This is a genomic window from Flavobacterium amylolyticum (assembly GCF_048284335.1).
Lineage (GTDB): Bacteria > Bacteroidota > Bacteroidia > Flavobacteriales > Flavobacteriaceae > Flavobacterium.
In genome coordinates this window covers 83,253-104,564 of sequence record NZ_JBLVPG010000002.1, presented here as the reverse complement: position 1 = coordinate 104,564, position 21,312 = coordinate 83,253, and the positions used below count along the sequence as shown (strand labels likewise).

12 protein-coding genes and 3 tRNA genes are annotated in these 21,312 nt (G+C 34.8%); 9 read left to right on the top strand and 6 right to left on the bottom strand.

Annotated features, from left to right (window positions below; genetic code table 11):
• The first annotated feature begins 987 nt into the window (after positions 1-987).
• The gene (locus ACNQF9_RS06675) at positions 988-5,289 is read left to right on the top strand and encodes a M4 family metallopeptidase (RefSeq protein WP_417989896.1); all 4,302 of its coding nucleotides are present in this window, start codon (positions 988-990) and stop codon (positions 5,287-5,289) included.
• Positions 5,290-5,450: 161 nt separating this feature from the next.
• Positions 5,451-5,612, top strand: a complete 162-nt coding sequence (locus ACNQF9_RS06670; protein WP_417960286.1) for a hypothetical protein — start codon at positions 5,451-5,453, stop codon at positions 5,610-5,612.
• A gap of 924 nt (positions 5,613-6,536) precedes the next feature.
• Here ACNQF9_RS06670 and ACNQF9_RS06665 read toward each other — a convergent pair.
• The 3 genes from ACNQF9_RS06665 to ACNQF9_RS06655 all read right to left on the bottom strand — a co-directional run bounded on the left by ACNQF9_RS06665 (position 6,537) and on the right by ACNQF9_RS06655 (position 6,810).
• Positions 6,537-6,610, bottom strand: a tRNA-Arg gene (locus ACNQF9_RS06665).
• Positions 6,611-6,632: 22 nt separating this feature from the next.
• Positions 6,633-6,707: transfer RNA gene (locus ACNQF9_RS06660), tRNA-Pro, on the bottom strand.
• Between the two features lie 19 nt (positions 6,708-6,726).
• Positions 6,727-6,810, bottom strand: a tRNA-Ser gene (locus ACNQF9_RS06655).
• 227 nt (positions 6,811-7,037) lie between these two features.
• Between ACNQF9_RS06655 and ACNQF9_RS06650 the strand changes: the two genes are divergently transcribed.
• Positions 7,038-8,216, top strand: coding sequence for an acetyl-CoA C-acyltransferase (locus tag ACNQF9_RS06650; protein WP_417989895.1), 1,179 nt, complete (start codon positions 7,038-7,040; stop codon positions 8,214-8,216).
• Positions 8,217-8,288: 72 nt separating this feature from the next.
• Positions 8,289-9,050, top strand: coding sequence for a C40 family peptidase (locus ACNQF9_RS06645; protein ID WP_417960289.1), 762 nt, complete (start codon positions 8,289-8,291; stop codon positions 9,048-9,050).
• A gap of 55 nt (positions 9,051-9,105) precedes the next feature.
• Here the strand turns inward: ACNQF9_RS06645 and ACNQF9_RS06640 are convergent, their stop codons facing one another.
• Positions 9,106-10,374, bottom strand: coding sequence for a tetratricopeptide repeat protein (locus ACNQF9_RS06640; protein ID WP_417989894.1), 1,269 nt, complete (start codon positions 10,372-10,374; stop codon positions 9,106-9,108).
• A 48-nt stretch (positions 10,375-10,422) separates the two neighbouring features.
• Entirely contained in the window at positions 10,423-13,047 is a 2,625-nt protein-coding gene (gene gyrA, locus ACNQF9_RS06635; protein WP_417989893.1) for a DNA gyrase subunit A, read from the bottom strand.
• A gap of 256 nt (positions 13,048-13,303) precedes the next feature.
• Here gyrA and ACNQF9_RS06630 point away from each other — a divergent pair, with 256 nt between their 5' ends.
• The 5 genes from ACNQF9_RS06630 (at position 13,304) to ACNQF9_RS06610 (ending at position 19,558) form a co-directional block, all read left to right on the top strand.
• Positions 13,304-15,850, top strand: coding sequence for an ATP-dependent Clp protease ATP-binding subunit (locus tag ACNQF9_RS06630; protein ID WP_417989892.1), 2,547 nt, complete (start codon positions 13,304-13,306; stop codon positions 15,848-15,850).
• Between the two features lie 138 nt (positions 15,851-15,988).
• Complete coding sequence (gene rimK / locus ACNQF9_RS06625; protein ID WP_417960293.1) at positions 15,989-17,359, top strand: 30S ribosomal protein S6--L-glutamate ligase; 1,371 nt, start codon at positions 15,989-15,991, stop codon at positions 17,357-17,359.
• Positions 17,360-17,479: 120 nt separating this feature from the next.
• On the top strand, positions 17,480-17,944 hold the full coding sequence (locus ACNQF9_RS06620) for a DUF421 domain-containing protein (RefSeq protein ID WP_417960431.1): 465 nt from the start codon (positions 17,480-17,482) through the stop codon (positions 17,942-17,944).
• A gap of 51 nt (positions 17,945-17,995) precedes the next feature.
• A complete protein-coding gene (locus ACNQF9_RS06615; RefSeq protein ID WP_417990212.1) occupies positions 17,996-18,592 on the top strand; it encodes a Crp/Fnr family transcriptional regulator in 597 nt (198 codons plus the stop codon).
• A gap of 87 nt (positions 18,593-18,679) precedes the next feature.
• A complete protein-coding gene (locus ACNQF9_RS06610; protein WP_417989891.1) occupies positions 18,680-19,558 on the top strand; it encodes a pirin family protein in 879 nt (292 codons plus the stop codon).
• Between the two features lie 459 nt (positions 19,559-20,017).
• On the opposite strand, the gene ACNQF9_RS06605 is transcribed toward ACNQF9_RS06610, so the two are convergent.
• Positions 20,018-21,301, bottom strand: a complete 1,284-nt coding sequence (locus ACNQF9_RS06605; RefSeq protein ID WP_417960295.1) for an inorganic phosphate transporter — start codon at positions 21,299-21,301, stop codon at positions 20,018-20,020.
• Positions 21,302-21,312 lie beyond the last annotated feature (11 nt).

Below are 21,312 nucleotides of genomic sequence, written 5' to 3'. Positions count from 1 at the left end.
GATTCCATCTTTGAGCGGTTCCTTTAGTACACTCAGAAAATTGCGATTTATATTTTGGGAATCATCACGCCATAAGGATGCTTTTATTTACGCAATTATTTTTAAGTCTACTTTTTCTATTATTTCGGGAAAGCAGTGACCTAATTGACTGTAATGATTCAACTTATTCATTTCAACTTTAATCTAATATGTACTTTTATACCTTCCTTCTAAGGTTTTTTTGATACTGTTAGTTACCTCTAGCAGCTAAAAAATAGTCTTATTATTGATTTTTTCAGGCATACCAATTTATTTTGGATTTTTGTAGAAAAGGATGGTTCCTTTTATTTACATCAAAGATAAACTCCTTTTTTCCATTCTTTTATTGGATGGTTATTTTTAGTTTGGTTTTCTTACAGCAAAGAGGTTAGAAATGAGAGTTAGTCGTTATTGTTTGCTAATTGGAATGAATACATGTAATAATTTTGTTATTACGGGAGAAAATCGTTCCGAGCGAACGGGTTCTGCGGGTTTTACTTGCCTATCCAAATGATCAAAGAATTTCTTGAAGTTTTCATGAATTCAGAATAGTCTTACAGCACTAGATTATGGGCTGAGTTAATAAATCTCAGCTTTTTGACCGCATCTTTTATTATTTATCATCGATTATTAAATCAGCTGTCCAAAACAGATTTTCTAGAAAAATAATTATTTTTACTTCTCGTTTTTTTATGACAATTTACAAATTAAATGGAGAAGCCAATTTTATAGCTTCTTTTTTCTATTATCGGACTATAATAATAACCTATATATTTAAAAGGAAAATTCTTGTATATTTTAAATAAATATGCCGTTAATCGATTTTATCGAGTCTTTACACGATCAATGCTAAAGTATTTTTATTTTAGTATGGGGAAAAATAATTATTTTTTTAATAAATATAAGTTCGAAATTCAAGTGTTTTATTTATCTATTTACTTTTAACTAACCAACTAATTTTACATTTTTATGATTAAAAAATTACATAAAAAAGTGTTCCTTTCTGCAATATTTTGTTTCCAGGGAATAACGATGTTACATGCTCAGTCAACAGAACAGCAAATTGTCGTCAATTTAACCAATGATCAAAGAGTGAAGGTTTTTACCATGGAACCCAACCTAGGGACTCCTTCTTTGATCACGATGAAATCGACAGGTTCAACGCTTTCTTTAAATGAAACGCCTGCCTTTTTACAAGCGGTATTAGGTTTAGGTGAGGGAACCACTTTTCTAAAGGAAAATACCATCAATTCAAACGGTATTCAAATTGACAAATTCCAACAATACAATAATGGAATTAAAGTAGAACACGGCGTTTTTAAAGCTATTTCATCTAAAAACATTGTTCAAGGTTTTACTGCAGAGTTTTACAACCTCCCTTCAATGTCCATTAACCCTGGATTAAGTGAAAGCGCAGCCTTGCAAAAGGTGCTTAACCACGTAGGAGCAACTACCTATGCATGGGATTACATTCGGTCTCTAGGGAATTCACCTGAAATTACAGCCGCCTATAACGAAGTTTACCCTAAAGGTGAATTGGTTATCGTTGATAATTACATGACTCCTGCCGCCGATCTAACTTTGGCGTACAAGTTTAATATTTACGCTGCTGAGCCATTATCACGTGCTTACATTTATGTAGATGCAACGAATGGACAAATCTTACTATTAGATGCCATAATTAAACATGCAGAAGCATTAAACGGAAAGGAAGAAGTTACAAAAACTATAAAAGCACCTGGAACAATAATTGCTAACCCATCAGCCAACACATTTAAAATGGGGTCTTTCCCTGCCGCTTATACTGCCGCGACAGGAAAAACTCGTTATGCGGGAAATAGAACTTTTGAGACTTCAAAAAACGCTAATGGATTTTGGGAATTAAAAGGAATTTCACCGTCTGGAATCTCAAACGAGACCAAAAGTTACAGAGGTTTAGGTGGTGCTCCGATAAGTGTACCAGGATTATCTGATTTGACTGTTTCTATATTTGATGGAGACAGTAGTGCCTTGTATAATGAAACAGCCGATAACACTTGGACTTCAGCAGAGCATAAAAAAAATAATTTTTCTGCTACCAGCAGATACCCGGTATCCAATGAATTCAATAATGATGATATAGCTCTTGATGCACATTGGGGTGCGGAAGTTGTGCTTGACTATTGGAAAAACATTCACAACAGATCAAGCTATGATAATAAAGGGACAAAAATCATTAATTATGTACACTATGGTGATGCTTACGACAATGCTTTCTGGAACGGAAGCGCTATGACTTACGGTGACGGTAGTTACCAAGGTGGAACAAAACCAAATGGTTCTTTTGCTCCATTAACATCAATGGACGTATGTGCACACGAAATTGGACACGGTGTTTGTCAATTTACTGCTAATTTAGTGTACCAAAGAGAGTCTGGGGCTATGAACGAGGGTTTTTCAGATATATGGGCGGCTTCGGTTGAAAATTACGTACTCACGAATATTGATGGGACCTTGCCATACGACCCATGGGGTATCGGTGAGCAAATTGATGAGCGTGATTTAGGTGTTGGACCAGGTCAAGCTACCACAAGAGCTTTGAGGTGGATGGATGATCCAAAGGCGGCCACTGCACCAGACTCTTACGGAGGATTAAACTGGAAAGAACCAGAGTGTGGAACACCAACTTTGGCGAATGACCAATGTGGTGTGCATACGAACAGTGGTGTACTGAATAAATGGTATTACCTAATGGTAACTGGTTCTGGAAAAGCACTCTCTTTAGGGAAAAACAAAAAACCTTCCGATGATCAAATTACTGACAAAGGAAATGCCTATAAAGTATTACCTATAGGATATGACAAAGCTGATAATATTACGTATTTAGCAGAAACTATGCTTGCTCCTAATGCAAAATTTGCTAACATGCGTGCTGCCTCTATATTAGCTGCTCAAGTATTATACGGAATTGCATCTAATGAAGAAAAACAAGTTACAAATGCTTGGCATGCAGTAGATATTGGAAATGCATACGCTGCTGGGGTTCCTAATACAATTGTTTTCAGCACAAGTAATAATCAAATTTTATCTGAAAACAATCAAATTGATGGTTGTTCAGATGTTAACACATATGATATTATAATTACAGGAAATCAGGTTTCTCCACCGGTTACAGTAAGCTTTAGTCTTGCGGGAAGTACTGCAACTTTAGGACAGGATTTTACGCTATCTAATCAAAGTTTAACCTTTAACGGTACTGAAACAAAAACGCTTAAAATTACCGTAAATGATGACGCATTAATTGAAAATAATGAAACGATCGTATTGACTTACTTATACAACGGTAAATTAGAAAAACAAGTATTTACTATAGTTGATAATGACTTTGTTCCTAGAACTGGTAAAGATGTTTTCGAACTATTACCTACAGAAACTTTCTCACAAGTTGGTTTTCCTTCCGGATGGTCTACAGTTTTAATAGACACTGCAGGAACGAATGTATGGGCAATTAATGGTGCTTCAAGTGGAGCAGGAAGAGCATTTATTACAGATGGACTCACAAATACTACATTTTATAATTCTAATGTTCCCTCTAATACTGTTTTAAGATCTCCGGTATTAAACGCTAGTGGAGCAAGTAATGTAACGGTAAGTTTTGATTGGGAAGCTGGCGGAGAAAGAGATGCTGCCGAAGAAAACAGTATTTTTGACTTTGGTGAATTTGTTTATTCTACAGATGGTGCCAATTATATTTCAGTTAAGAAATTTGTGGGAGCAGCTCCAATTGGTGCTGTAAATACAAGTGGAAAATACACTGGTATTATCAATCAATTAGATGGTCAGTCCTTCTATATTGGATGGAGATGGTTTAATGACTCCAATGCAGGATCTCCATTTAGTTTTGCGATTGACAATGTAGTTGTTTCTGCCAAACCGGCTGGAATAGAAACGCAAATAGGAGAACATGCCACTGCAACACTATATGCAGGAAATTCAATTTATTTCATTAGTACTACCGATAACGCTTTAATAGCTAAAGTTGAGAATGCTTCTACAGATCTTGGATGTGTGACTTTATCTGTTATCGATGAAGGAACAACTGCCAAAACGTTTTCAAGTATTGCTACTACCAGAACTGCAAAAGCGTATGCTATAAATACTGCAAACGCTGAAGCTACTTATGATTTAACAGTTTATTACACAAATGAGGAGTTAAGTGCATTTAACAATGCATCGGCTTTAATTCCAATGAAAGTGAATAGTTCAAACATTGACGATGCTAATGACAAAGCAAAAAACTTTATATTATATGGAGTTTTGACAGAAGTTAATACTATAGGTCAATTTAGGGCCTACACAGGTAAATTCAAAGGTTCTGGAACTGTTACTCTTGTTAATGATTTTATATATTGTAAAGACGCACCTGCTCCTTGGATATCAGGTGCAGTAGGTACTACAAATACTGGTTCAGTATGTTACAAAGCTGGTAATTTTGAAGTTACAGCTTCGGGAAGTGGATTTAATGATTCTAGAATTGATTCGTTTAATTTCACATACCAACAATTAATTGGTAATGGAGAGATAATTGCTAAAGTAACGAGCCTTAATAATACAAATAGAGCAGCTAGAGCGGCAGTAATGATTAGAGGATCTTTAGATAAAAGTGCTATGTTTGCTATGACTTCAATCGCTTCAAACCCTAATTTAACAGGAACAGCTGTTAATTTTGAATCCAGAAAAGCAGATGGAGATAAATCTAAAATTTCTGGGTTTACTACTTGTATTTTGCCTAATTATATCAGAGTAGTTAGAAACGGAAGTACAGTTACTTCATATACTTCCTCTACAAATGGTAATTGGGTACAATTAGGCACCAACATTGTAAATTTTGGAGAAACAGTATTGATAGGATTAGCAAGTACATCAAATCTTGATGGAGTTAATACAGTAACTAATTATACTGATGTTACTATAATCTCAGGTTCTGGCATGGCCAAATCTACAACTGCTAAATCAGCTTTAAATCCAGTGGTAGATGAGGATATTAAAGAGAATTTCGTTACGATTTATCCTAATCCGGCTGTTAACTCTCTTAGCATTGAGTTGTCAGATTCTACAGTTGAATCAATCGCGATTTACAATTTCTTGGGTAAAGTTGTGAGAGTTGAGAATTTGAAATCACCCAACAAAACTGCTAATATTGATGTTTCAGATTTTTCTAAAGGGTTATACCTTTTAAAAATAAATACTACGGATGGAAGATCATTAAACAAAAGTTTCTTAAAAGAATAACTTTAATGGTTTTTAATTTCCTCAGATTAAAGGGGCGGATTTATCCGCCCTTTTTTTATGCACGGACAATTCCATGTAGTACCATTATTGTCTCGTCCTAGTATAGCTTGACACTAAAATACAAGAAATGAAGACACAAACAGTAAAAAAGATAAAACCAAATGCTCCAATTAGTAGAAAAAACAGCTGGAATGATTGATAAGAAAGGTAAATTAAAAATTGTTGAGGTAGTAAAATCAGGTATGATCAGCTACCTCAGTGCTAGTCGAAAATATGGGGTTTCAAGAAATAGTATCAAAGCATGGGCAGGAAAGATTAATTAGACTATCTCGTTTATTGTTAGTAAATTTTTACAAACTATTGATATTACCCAAAACTATGAATCTAAGTTGCTTGTAAAGAAAATAGAAGAACTCACCAGAGCTTTAGAGTTATCACGATTGGAGCATCTTACCCTTGAAACAATAATTGAGGTAGCTGAAAGTGACTTCCATATCAAGATTCGAAAAAAGCATGATACCAAACAGTGTTAAGAACGCGGCAAAAACATCCAGAATATACTCTGGTGGAGTTTTGTGCACTGTTTAGAGTGAGCAGACAAGCTTACTATTTAGCTCATCATAAAGCGACAAGAAAAAGTATAGCACATTTTGCATTGCCCTGAAATTTCTTCTCATTTTAGGTTACATAAAAACGATAACTAACCATCATTTCGGTATTTTACTAATGGTAAGCTTGCTTTAGTATGCACGTTTAAATCTATTCGTGTTCCGGTATTGATTTTTGTGTATTCAAAAACAATACATCCTTTACGTATTTGGCGTTTTTCAAGTAATACAAATCAATCAAATAACACCCGCCAAAATAAAACTGCAAGAGGAATAAATCCAAATATTTTTGTTTTCATTTTTCAGATCTAATTTTCAGTTCCATTATAATAGGTGCTAAAATATCATAATCAGGATGCTTGCTGGAAATCGTTTTTCCATAAGCAATAAAATGAGTAACTTTGCAAAGTGCAATAGTTTTTGATTTACGTATATTTTGGTGCGCAATTTCTACTACCAAAGGAAAGCCTTCGGATGATTATTTTCCGGAGGCAAGAAGCTAAATTTCTATTTTCATGTTCGTGATTTGTTCGTGAAAATGTAGCAAAATGTTGCGATATTTTGTTGTGAATGTAGGAAAATAAGAAATACAAAAATCATTAAACGCAAAAAACCCACTGAATTCAGTGGGTTTTGTTGTGAAGGCAGAAGGATTCGAACCTTCGACCGCCTGCTTAGAAGGCAGGTGCTCTATCCAGCTGAGCTATGCCTCCATTGCTCGTGTAAAAAATCTAGTCGGGGTGGCAGGATTCGAACCTGCGGCCTCCTGCTCCCAAAGCAGGCGCGATAACCGAGCTACGCTACACCCCGAAAAAACAAAATTATAAAGCGGAGGGACAGGGACTCGAACCCTGGCACCGATTGCTCGGTGACAGTTTAGCAAACTGCTCCATTACCACTCTGGCACCCCTCCAAGCTCAAGAAACGTGTCCTGTTTTGCGGTTGCAAATTTAAGACATCTTTACGTTTCTCACAACTATTTAAAGGCTTTTTTTTAATATTTTTTATCATTTTTATAAAAACACTTCACAATCAAACATATAGAATCAAAATAAATTTAAAAAAGATAATCTCAATATCAAAATATGAAATTGTTTAAAAAAGATTAAATTTGCTAGATAAACTAACATTATGAAAGTCATGAACAAAAGAGTTGTTATCGTTTCTGCCGTTAGAACACCTATCGGAAGTTTTATGGGGGGATTATCTACAGTTACTGCTCCAAGATTAGGCGCAATAGCCATTAAAGGTGCTTTAGACAAAATAAAATTAGACCCAAATTTAATTGATGAAGTATTTATGGGCAATGTAGTGCAGGCTGGTGTAGGACAAGCTCCTGCCCGACAAGCTGCTATTTATGCCGGTTTACCAAACACTGTTGCTTGTACCACTATAAATAAAGTATGTGCCTCTGGAATGAAAGCGGTGATGTTAGGCGCACAAGCCATTCAATGTGGTGATGCTGAAATCGTAGTAGCTGGAGGAATGGAAAACATGAGTTTAATTCCACATTACATGCATTTGAGAAATGGAACTAAATTTGGTCCTGCAACCATGATTGACGGAATGCAGAAAGATGGACTTACAGATGCTTACGATAACAGCGCTATGGGAGTGTGTGCTGATTTATGTGCTTCAGAATATGAATTTACACGTGAAGACCAAGATAACTTCGCAATTCAGTCTTATGAGAGAAGTGCAAAAGCATGGACGGCCGGTAAATTTGATAACGAAATAGTTCCGGTAGCAGTTCCCCAAAGAAAAGGAGATCCAATCATCGTTTCTAAAGACGAAGAATTTACAAACGTAAAACTAGATAAGATCCCTACATTAAATCCTGTTTTTACAAAAGACGGAACGGTAACCGCAGCCAATGCATCAACAATAAATGACGGTGCCGCAGCTCTAATACTAATGAGTGAAGAAAAAGTACTTGCTTTAGGCCTTAAGCCTCTTGCTTATATTAAAGGATATGCTGATGCAGCTCAAGAACCAAAATGGTTCACAACTACTCCATCTAAAGCAGTTCCTAAAGCATTAGAAAAAGCAGGAATAGCAATAAATGATGTTGATTATTTTGAATTCAACGAGGCATTTGCAGTAGTAGGTCTAGCAAATTCAAAAATTCTTGGGCTAAAGGATACTAATGTAAATGTAAATGGTGGCGCTGTTTCTTTAGGACATCCTTTAGGTTGTTCCGGTGCAAGAATAATTGTTACTTTATTAAATGTTTTAGAACAAAACAACGGAAAAATTGGTGCCGCTGCAATTTGTAACGGTGGTGGAGGTGCTTCAGCAATTGTTATTGAAAGAGCCTAAATAATTATAAGCTATGAGTTATAGGTTTAAAAACGTATGACTCATAGTTCTTAACTCAAAAAATGAACCTGAATGTTCGGAATTTGTAATCTAGCCATAATCCCACTCCGCTTTGAACCCAGTGATCGAAGCGAAATTGTTTCTCAAGTTTTATTTGGTGAACATTTTGAAATTTTAGAACAATTAAAACAATGGTCTAGGATCCGTATGCAATATGACGATTATGAAGGCTGGATTGATACCAAACAATTACAACTGATTTCTGAATCTAGTTTTAATTATTTATCTACCGAAGCCATCATTCTTAATGCTGATTTATTAGAATATATAACAGGGCCAAACAATCTGTTAATACCCATTCCTCTTGGGTCTTCGATATCATTTATCCATCATACTGATATAAACACTTCAAATTTTGATTTTGAAGGAACTAAAATCAGTGGTATAAAGAATAAGTCAAATTTAATTAATACCGCTTTTATGTATTTGAACGCCCCTTATCTTTGGGGAGGAAAAACACCTTTTGGTATTGATTGTTCTGGTTTTACTCAAATGGTGTATAAATTAAATGGATACCAATTACTCCGCGATGCATCACAGCAATCAAAACTGGGAGAAGCCCTAAGTTTTATTGAAGAAAGCGAACCAGGAGACTTGGCCTTTTTTGACAACGACGAAGGTAAAATTATCCACGTAGGAATAATAATGGATGATAATTACATCATTCATGCTAGTGGAAAAGTACGTATTGACCGACTGGACCATTTAGGAATATTCAACGCCGAGACTAATAAGCACACACACAAGTTAAGAGTTATTAAAAAAATTATATAAAAAAAACCTATCAAGAGTATACTCTTGATAGGTTTTTTTATAAAAACTAAAATTATTACAACTTTGCTTTCAACGCTTTATACTCTGCTGTCATTTCTAAAGCACTATAAACGCCTAAAAGAGTTTTTGAAACATCCGTGTTCTTAGGATCTAACTCAACCGCTTTTTGAAGAAAAGGAATTGCACTTCTGAATAAATCCTCTCTTTTCTTTTTCAGTTCATCATAACGCTTCATATCTTTAGCAGAAGTACCCAACTTATTCATTTCGTCAATAATGGCCTTTTCATTTTCTAATTTTAAGGCTGCTAAATTAATATATCCATTAATATATTTTGGATTAATTTCTATAACTTTTTTATAATATTTTTCAGCATCTGCTACATTTTTAGCATTTGCACTTAAGACACCCAAGTTAAAAATTAAATCAGCATCATTGGGATTTTTTTCCAATACTTCAGCAATTAATTTTTTATACATGTCAAAATCTTTTGTCTCCAAATAAAGATTAGCTTCAGTTAAAGTCAAGGAAGTATCTTCAGGATTTGCTCTTCTAGCTTCTGAAATTGCTTTTTTAGCTTCTTCAGTTTTACCTTTTTCAACTAAAATCAAAGCTATATTCTTGTAGATTTCTCCTCTTTTTGATGGAATTACTTCTGTTCTAGGTTTTTCATGAGTACCTAATTTCACCATTCTGTCTCTTTCTTGAGCTGTTGTAAAAAGATCTTCTTCGTTCGTTAATTTATTAACTGCAAAATAACTCGTACCAATACCAGAATAGTTTAGTATTTTCAAATCATCATACAATTTGAGAGCCGTATCATATTCTTTTGCATTTACATAAGTAGAAGCAGCGTAATATAAATTTATAGTATCTTTTTTATCTAACAAATACGCATCATATAATTTTTTAGCACTATCAGCTTGCTTATCTACTTTTGAATCAGCAATGGCAGCATTAATTAATTTAAATTTTATGTCGGTAATTGAAGTTGCTGCCTGAGTTGAGAATTTTACTTTCCCAGAAGTTTTTTCTATAGCAATTAAATCTTGATACGCTTTTGCTGCCAGTGAAAGATTTGAATTAGCATCAATATTCTTGTTAGCTAAATCTAGTAAAGCATTGCCTTTTACAAAGAAAAATTGCGCTTTTTCAGCCTCAGTTGCATTTACTATCAAAGATTCTGCACCCATTAAAATGGTAACAGCTTCTTGTGACTTTCCACCTTTCAATGCTTTCTCCGCTGCTTTAATTTGATCTTTTTGAGCAAAAGTAGCAACTGATATCAATAACGCTGATGCTAGTAATACATATTTACTTTTCATATATTCTATTTTAGTTTAATAATTATTCTTCTTTTTATATTTCTAATTTTAAGCTTCTTCATCTGAATCATCTTCTTCAGTCTCCTCATCAAGGTCTTCTGCTTCTTCAGAATCGTCGTCATCGTCATCATCTTCAATTCCTTCATCTTCTAGAATTTCTAGAACAGGCTTCACTCTTTCGATAGCTTCAGATTCAACAATATTTCCTTCTTCATCAACCACCACTTCTGCCACATCGTCTTTCATTACTTTTGTAACTGCAGCAATAGAATCATTCCCTTTGATATTGATCAGTTTAACTCCTTGTGTTGCACGACCCATAACTCTCAAATCTTCGACTGCCATTCTGATAGTCAATCCAGATTTATTGATAATCATCAAATCATCTGCATCTGTAACTGAATTTATAGAAATCAACTTACCCGTTTTTTCCGTAATATTTAAGGTTTTTACTCCTTTACCACCACGATTTGTAATTCTATATTCATCAAGGCTTGAACGTTTTCCGTAACCGTTTTCGGCAACAACTAAAATTTCGCTGCTCATATCATTTACAGTAACCATGCCAATAACTTCATCCGTATCATCCTTAAGGGTAATCCCACGAACTCCAGAGGCTGTTCTTCCCATAGGACGCGTTTTTGTTTCTTCAAAACGAACTAATTTACCAGATTTTACGGCTAAAATAATTTGGCTTTCTCCGTTAGTTAATTTTGCTTCCAGTAATTCATCTCCTTCTTTGATCGTTATTGCCGCTACACCATTTACTCTGGGTTTAGAATATTTCTCTAAAGACGTTTTCTTGACCTGACCTTTTTTAGTCACCATAATAAGGTTATGGCTGTTGATGTACTCTTTGTCTTTTAAATCCTGAGTACAAATAAATGCTTTTACTTTATCGTCACTTTCAATATTAACAAGATTCTGAATTGCTCTACCTTTAGCTGTTTTACTTCCTTCTGGTATTTCATAAACACGCATCCAGAAACATTTTCCTTTTTGGGTAAAGAACATCATGTATTGGTGATTCGTTGCCACAAACATGTGTTCTAAGAAATCCTGGTCTCTTGTACCAGCACTTTTTTGTCCAACTCCACCTCTATTCTGAGTTTTGTATTCGGTAAGATTAGTACGTTTTATATAACCCGCATGAGAAATGGTAATCACCACATTCTCATCGGCAATTAAATCTTCAATACTTACATCTCCTCCTGAATATTCAATTACAGAACGACGCTCATCTCCATATTTATCTCGAATTTCAGTCAGTTCTTCTTTAATCAAAGCAATTCTCAGGTTTACATCTGCTAGTAAAGCTTTCAAATGCTCGATTAACTTCATGATTTCATCGTATTCAGTTCTTAACTTGTCTTGTTCCAGACCTGTCAATTGTCTCAAACGCATTTCTACAATGGCACGAGATTGAATATCCGATAATTTGAATCTTTCAATTAATCTTTCTCTGGCTTCTTCGGTACTTTTTGAGGCTTTAATTAAAGCAATTACTTCGTCAATATTGTCCGAGGCAATAATTAAACCTTCCAAAATATGTGCTCTTGCTTCCGCTTTTTTTAATTCAAATTGCGTTCTGCGAGTCACTACATCATGACGGTGTTCAATAAAATAGTGAATCAGATCTTTTAGATTCAACATTTGCGGACGCCCATTTACAATGGCAATATTGTTTACACTAAATGAAGATTGTAATTGCGTAAATTTATAGAGTGTATTTAAAACTACATTTGGCGTAGCATCACGTTTCAATATATAAACGATACGCATCCCGTTTCTATCCGATTCATCTCGGATATTAGCAATACCCTCTATTTTTTTATCATTTACCAAATCAGCAGTACGTTTAATCATGTCTGCCTTATTGACTTGATACGGAATTTCAGTAACGATGATACACTCGCGACCATCCACTTCTTCAAAACCAACTTTAGCACGCATTACAATACGCCCTCTACCAGTTTTGAATGCTTCGCGAACCCCTTCATATCCATATATTATACCTCCAGTAGGAAAATCTGGGGCTTTGATATGGTTCATTAACTCATCAATCTCTATGTCATTATTATCCATGAAAGCCAATGTACCGTTAATCACCTCAGTTAAGTTGTGAGGAGGCATATTGGTTGCCATACCTACTGCAATTCCTGTTGCCCCATTTATTAATAAGGTAGGAACACGAGTCGGCATGACTGTTGGCTCTTCAAGCGTATCATCAAAATTTAATTTAAAATCAACTGTCTCTTTATCGATATCTGCCAAAATTTCTTCCGAAATCTTGCGCATTCTAGCCTCTGTGTAACGCATCGCTGCAGGACTATCTCCATCTACCGATCCAAAATTACCCTGACCATCAATCAATAAATAACGCATGCTCCATTCTTGAGCCATACGAACCATGGCATCATAAACGGAAGTATCACCATGAGGATGGTATTTACCAAGAACTTCTCCGACAATTCTTGCTGATTTTTTGTGGGCTGATCTTGAGTTAACACCCAAATCATGCATACCAAATAGTACTCTTCGATGTACTGGTTTCAAGCCATCTCTAACATCTGGAAGTGCTCTTGATACAATTACCGACATCGAATAATCGATGTAAGCTGTTTTCATTTCATCTTCTATGTTAATGGGAATTAACTTTTCTCCTTCAGACATAAGTTGTTATATTAAATAATTATATTAGTTTCAAAACGTGCCAATATACGATTTTTTGATTTTTTTTTATCTATTTGACTCTAGTTATTTCAACGATTTATTAACAAATTTTTCCGCTCTTTTAGTTAATAATTTAAGTAAAATTTAACTTCATTATTACTATTATTTTTGTCTATTAGCTGACACTACTACTTATAGGAATGGTTTTTGTTTTTAAATTACTAATTCACTAAATTTACGATATCAAATATATATTATGGATGATAATTTTTCACCAAGAGTAAAAGACGTTATCACTTACAGCAAAGAAGAAGCTTTGCGGTTAGGTCATGACTTTATAGGAACAGAACACTTAATGCTGGGCATTTTAAGAGACGGTAACGGAAAGGCTATTCAAATATTGAACAACCTCGCTGTTGACCTAGACCACTTACGCAGAAAAGTGGAAATTTTAAGTCCGGCAAGCCCAAGCCTGGAAGTAAATGTTGAAAAGAAAAACTTACACTTGACCCGACAAGCGGAACGAGCCTTAAAAACAACTTTTCTTGAAGCTAAAGTATTTCAAAGTACATCCATTAGTACTGCACACTTATTGTTGTGCATTTTACGAAACGAAAACGATCCTACAACCAAGCTATTGAATAAATTGAAAATTGATTATGATGTAGCTAAAGAACAATACCTAAACATGACTCCAAACGAAGAAGATTTTATAGAGAATTTGCCACGAAATGAATCGTACAATGACGATTCAGGACAAGATGACAGTCTAAAAGAAGGGACTTTTAATAATCCTGCTAATAAATCCAACAAAAAATCTAAAACACCTGTTTTAGATAATTTTGGAAGGGATTTAACAGAAATGGCTGAAGAAGGAAAACTAGACCCCGTTGTGGGACGTGAAAAAGAAATTGAACGCGTTTCTCAAATTTTGAGTCGTCGTAAAAAGAATAACCCATTACTTATAGGGGAACCTGGAGTGGGAAAATCAGCAATTGCTGAAGGCTTAGCTTTGCGAATTATTCAGAAAAAAGTATCACGCACTTTATTCAATAAACGTGTAGTAACTTTAGATTTAGCCAGTCTTGTTGCTGGAACAAAATACCGCGGACAATTTGAAGAGCGCATGAAAGCAGTTATGAACGAACTAGAAAAAAATGATGATATCATTCTTTTTATAGATGAAATTCATACTATAGTAGGTGCTGGTGGTGCTACAGGATCACTAGACGCTTCTAATATGTTCAAACCTGCATTGGCCCGAGGAGAGATTCAATGTATTGGTGCAACCACATTAGACGAGTACAGACAATACATAGAAAAAGATGGAGCATTAGAGAGACGTTTTCAAAAGATAATTGTGGAACCTACATCTGTTTCTGAAACAATTACTATTCTGAATAATATCAAAAACAAATACGAAGACCATCACAATGTTACCTACACACAAGAAGCAATCGAAGCGTGTGTGAAATTAACAGATAGATATATGTCGGAACGTTTTTTACCGGATAAAGCTATTGATGCTTTAGACGAAGCAGGTTCTAGAGTTCACATCACCAATATTGAAGTTCCAAAACAAATTCTAGATTTAGAACGTCAATTAGAAGATGTTCGAGAACTGAAAAATGTTGTGGTAAAAAAACAAAAATACGAAGAGGCCGCTAAACTTCGTGATGACGAAAAACGCATTGAAAAAGATTTAGCAATTGCCCAAGAACAATGGGAAGAGGATGCAAAAAATAACCGAATTGAAGTTACGGAAGACAATGTTGCTGATGTAGTTTCTATGATGAGTGGAATACCTGTAAATCGTATTGCTCAAACCGAAAGTAATAAGCTCGCTAAATTACCAGAACTGATTGAAGGAAAAGTAATTGGACAAAGAGAAGCCGTAATGAAAATAGCGCGTTCGATACAAAGAAATCGTGCTGGGTTGAAAGATCCGAACCGTCCAATTGGTTCTTTTATTTTCTTAGGACAAACCGGAGTTGGTAAAACCCAATTAGCTAAAGTATTGGCTAAAGAATTATTCGATTCTGAAGATGCATTAATTCGCATTGACATGAGTGAATACATGGAGAAATTTGCAATCTCTCGATTAGTTGGAGCACCTCCAGGTTATGTAGGATATGAAGAAGGTGGCCAATTAACAGAGAAAGTGAGAAGAAAACCCTATTGTGTAGTCCTACTAGATGAAATTGAAAAAGCGCATCCTGATGTTTTCAATATGTTACTGCAAGTTTTAGATGATGGTTATTTGACAGACAGTTTAGGCCGAAAAATTGATTTCAAAAACACAATAATTATCATGACTTCTAATGTTGGAGCCAGACAATTAAAAGATTTTGGACAAGGAGTAGGTTTTGGAACTGCTGCCAAAGTGGCTCAAGCAGATGACAATTCAAAAAGCATTATTGAAAACGCATTGAAAAAAACTTTTGCTCCTGAATTCCTTAACCGAATTGATGATGTCATTGTGTTTAATGCTTTAGAAAAACATGATATTGATTTGATTATTGAAATCGAATTGAAAAAATTATTCGCACGTGTTGCTGAATTAGGCTATCAGTTGAATCTTTCTGACAAAGCAAAAGCATTTATTGCTGAGAAAGGTTTTGATAGACAATTTGGCGCAAGACCATTAAAAAGAGCGATTCAGAAATATGTAGAAGACGCCCTTGCCGAAGAGATTATTACTTCGAAAATCACTATTGGTGACGAAATTTTTATGGATATTGAAGAAGGCTCACAAGAGTTAACGGTAGAAATTCATAAGGCTGGAGAACCTACAAATCCATAAATTTACAAGCAACTATAGTAAAATAAACCCGTTACGTTTTTATAACATAACGGGTTTATTCTTTACAGTAAACACACTTTTTTTGAAAACAAATATTTACATTTGGTCTTTATAAAAAAGGTTAATTAAAATTAATTTATGTCAGATAACAAAGTTATTTTAGGTAGTGAAGAATGGTGTTCTTTTCCAGAATTAGGAATTCCTACTATCAAAGCCCGAGTGGATTCCGGTGCAAAAACATCTGCTTTACATGCTATAAACATTGCTCCATTTATTAAAAATGAAAGCAACTGGGTAAAATTTGACATTAACCCAATACAAAATAATTTAAAAACGGTAATTCATTGTGAAGCGCCTTTAATCGACAAACGCATTGTTAAAAGTTCCAGTGGTTTCAGAGAACAACGTTATGTTATTCAAACTAACCTACAAATAGGAAGCTCTAAGTGGCCTATTGAAATGACGTTGACCAATCGAGATTCTATGGGGTTTCGAATGCTTTTAGGCCGCGAAGCCATGAGCGGAAGAGTACTTGTAGATCCAGAACAAAAATATCTCTTGGGACAACCCACTTCTGATATTTTAAAAGAGCTGTATAAGAATTCAGAAAAAGCGAGCTCTGGTTTACGTATTGGTCTTTTAGCCAGCAATCCTGAATTGTACAGCAACAAGCGTATTATGGAGGCGGGAGAAATGCGGGGTCACGAAATGCATTTTTTAAATATTAAGGAATGCTACATGAAACTGGATGCAAAGACACCAGAAATACATTATCGTGGCGGTAAAATACTAAATCAATTTGATGCCATTATACCAAGAATAAGACCTAGTATTACTTTTTACGGTTGTGCTTTGACCAGACAATTTGAAGCATTAAATGTATTTTGTTTAAATTCATCTACCTCAATTACACAATCTCGAGACAAATTATATTCCTTACAATTGCTTTTGCATAGCGGCATCGATATCCCTACTACGGGCTTTGCAAATTCTCCATTGGACACTGATGACTTGATAAAAATGGTTGGGGGCTCTCCTTTAATTGTAAAATTACTGGAAGGAACCCAAGGAAAAGGAGTAGTACTGGCGGAAACAAAAAAAGCTGCGGAAAGCGTTATAAATGCATTCAAAAGTTTGAATGCCAACATATTAGTACAAGAATTCATAAAAGAAGCGAATGGCAAAGACATTCGTTGTTTTGTAATTGATGGAAAAGTAGTTGCAGCCATTCAGCGTGAAGCAATGCCCGGAGAATTTAGAGCCAACATCCATCTTGGAGGAACGGCATCTATTATAAAAGTAACTCCCGAAGAAAAGCGTATTGCCATAAAAGCGACCAAAGCAATGGATCTTAAAGTCGCAGGAGTTGACATTATCCGTTCTGCTAAAGGACCATTATTATTAGAAGTAAATTCTTCACCCGGCTTAGAAGGGATTGAAGGTGCCACCAATAAAGATATTGCTGGAGAAATGATAAAAGCCATTGAGAAGAATTTTAAACTAAAATAATGACCAGTGATCACTCCTATTTTTTGTTAGTGGCAAAAATTTGTACTTTAAACTTTATTCAGAAAAAAAGTGAACGAATATCTTGATATAATTCTTCGAAGTACTGCTGTTTATTTTTTTATGGTTATCGCCTTACGTATTTTTGGCAAAAAAGAACTATCTCAACTGAACACAGCTGACGTAATACTGATATTGCTGATAAGCAATTCTGTTCAAAATGCAATGGTAGGCAATAATACCAGTCTTTATGGAGGTATAGCTGCGGCAACTGTATTGTTTACCATCAATTTTATTTTAAAAAAATTGATGTACAAATACAAGAAATTTGGTGCTTTTATGCAAGAAAAACCAGAGATTCTAATTCATAATGGCACATTGGATTTTAAAGTATTAAGCAAATTAAATATTTCTTCGGATGAATTAAAAGAAGCTATGCGGGAACATGGCATTGAATATTTTAAAGATGTGAAATTAGCAATGTTAGAAATAGATGGAAATATCAGTATTATATCCGGTGACAATAGTCTTCGTCAAACCCATTACAAGCGCAGACACAATCACAAAAATTTAGACGGAATAAACTAGATAAAGTCACTATAAAAAGATTAAGTATAGTACCAATCCAACCGTTAAATAATTATGCTCGATTCTTTCAAAACCTATTTTCAATCCAAAACTAATATAACAGACGAACAATTTCTTTCAATTACTGGTACATTGGAATCCAAAAAAGTAGAAAAAGGGTCCATCCTACTGCATCAGAGCGCTATTTGTCATCATTCGTTTTTTGTATCCAAAGGATTATTGCGTTCGTACACCATTGACGAAACCGGAAAAAAGCATATCATTCAATTTGCGCCTGAGAATTGGATTATTTCCGATAGAAGCAGTTCATATTTCAATGAGCCTTCTGAATTGTTTATTGATGCCATTGAAGATACTGAAATTGTATTTATCGACAAAAAATTCATTAATGCCGCAGCTGAAATCAGCATTTCCTTTCGAGAACAGGATAATATTGCTTTACACAATCACATTCGCCAACTTCAAAAAAGAGTAAATCTTTTACTAGGAGCAACAGCTGAGCAACGCTATATGGATTTTATAACTATTTACCCAAGTCTAACAGTACGCATCCCACAGTGGATGATTGCCTCCTATTTAGGAATTACACCCGAAACATTGAGTAGGGTGCGCAAGGAATTGGCGAAGAGAAATTTTAAGCCTTATTAGTTTTCCAAATTCATTACTTATCCTACATCAAGGCACTTGAATTTAATTTATAATAAATTTGTATTGATATTAATAGAAGACATCCAAATGAAAACAAAAAACATTGAATTAGTATTGGCTCCACCTCCACCACACATGGTCGGTGACGGATTTAGAGTACACAATTTTATCCCAAGTGGCCCTGGTTTAGACATGAAAAGAATGAGTCCATTTATTATGATGGATTATAATTCTAAATTTTACTTTCCGCCAACGGACCAACCCAGAGGCGTTAGTGTTCATCCTCACAGAGGTTTTGAAACCGTTACAATTGCCTACAAAGGAAAAGTAGCACATCATGATAGTTCCGGAAATAGTGGTATCATTAGCGAAGGTGATGTACAATGGATGACTGCCGCCTCGGGAATATTACATAAAGAATACCATGAAGAAGAGTTCAGTAAAAATGGGGGTGATTTTCAAATGGTACAGCTTTGGATCAATCTTCCCGCAAAAGACAAAATGTCTACACCAAAATACCAGGGAATTACTAACGACCAAATCAACAAATTTAAGCTTCCTGAAAATGGAGGCGTAATTGAGGTTATAGCAGGACAATACGAAAATGTTAAAGGTACAGCCTCAACTTTTACACCAGTGCATTTACTAAATGCCAAATTGAATAATGGCGCAAAAGCGTTTTTCCATTTTCCGGAAAATTACAATACTGCTTTATTAGTAATCGAAGGAAGTATAAAAGTCAACAATACGGAACATATTTCTGGAGACCATTTTGCATTATTTGAAAATGATGGAGAAGAATTTACAATTGAAGCAATTGAAAACACAATAGTTCTAATTTTAAGTGGTGAACCAATTCAGGAATCTATTGCAGCACACGGTCCTTTTGTAATGAATACTCAGGCCGAAATCAGACAAGCATTTGAAGATGTGAATACCGGTAAATTTGGATATTTGGAAGAGTAATACGCTAAATTTATAGTTAAAAATAGAAAAAATCTCTAAATAAAATCATTACAAATTAACATTCGAACAATAGTAACTTTGCAGTTGGGCAATTGTTTGCCGTTTCGGAAAAATAATGGTTCCCCTTTACATTTTTTAAATACATGAAATCAAAAGGTAAGAGTGATTATGAAAATTTAGACACTCCATCACAACCACAAATTAAACTTTCTACCTTTACTTATTTGTTTGAAAGCAAGTTTTCTATTCAGGACAAAGTGTAAGCAAAAAATAACAATAAAAACAATGTAGGAAGTAAAGAAAAACAATCTTGAAATTGTATCCTACTATACTTTTCTAAAAGCGTATTTACTGAATCTAAAGATATAAAGGCTCTACAATTTTAAAAAAAATTAATTTTTTAGATCATAAAAAAACCATTCTTAAATAGAATGGTTTTTTTATGCTTCTTAATAACTTCTAAATAAAAATACTAAAAATATAGTAAATTATTGCTGCCAAAATTGCCGATATTGGAATTGTTAAAACCCAAGCCCATAATAAACTTACGGTCATCCCCCATCGAACTGCAGATACTCTTTTAGTAAGTCCTACTCCAATTATAGATCCTGTAATAGTATGTGTTGTACTTACAGGCACTTTAAAATGTTCTGTAAAATATAGTGTTAATGCGCCGGCGGTTTCTGCGGCAACCCCTTCAAAAGAAGTCACTTTTGTAATTTTAGATCCCATTGTTTTGACGATCTTCCAACCGCCACTTAATGTTCCTGCGGCAATAGCAGAATAGCAAGCCAAAGGGATCCAAGTAGGCATTTTAAAAGCACCCTCATCATTTGGAAGAACAACGTCTAGCCAACTAGGTAAACTTTCTTGCGCTACCCCGCTGGTATGAATGTATACCGCTACTGCTGCTGCAATGATACCCATTACTTTTTGAGAATCGTTCCCACCATGACCTAAACTAAAGGCTGCAGACGATAATAGTTGCATTTTTTTTAACCATGCAGTAGCTTGAGTTAAATTTAAACTACTAAAAATCAAACAAAAAAAGCTTATTGAAAGAATAATAAAGGCAACCAAAAACCATTTAATATTGTGTGCTTCAAAAGCAACGCTCCAGAAATGAGAATCAAAACGAGGTTTCACAATTTCATTGTAGTAAACCATTTGACTTTCTACGAACCAAATCGTCAAAATCATTAAAGAAGCTGTAAAAATTTTTGGATAAATACTCTTTTTGGACGCATTAAGCAGCCAAATCGAAATCAAATAAGACATTAAAGCACCTAACAATGGAGCCAATATAATAAAAGCAATAATAATTAAAACACCTGTTGGCATCCCTCCATCACTTCCTACTTTGTACCAAGAAACTACACCAAAACCAGCGTGAGCTATCGCTGCACCAGCAAAACCGCCTATGAGTGTATGAGAAGAACTGGAAGGTATTCCTTGCCACCAAGTAAATAAATTCCAAATAATAGCCGCAATTACACCAGCCAGAATAACAACCAAGTTGATATCCATGGTGTTAGCCGTTTTTGCAACTGTATCTGCTACACCAAAACCAAAAACCCAATAGGCCAAAAAGTTAAAAAAAGCAGCCCAAACCACTGCTTGAAAAGGACTTAAAACTTTTGTGGCAACAACGGTTGCAATAGCATTAGCCGCATCATGAAAACCATTAATGTAATCAAAAATTAAGGCCAGGACTATAATAACAATAAGTAAAGTAAATTCCATAATTATAATTT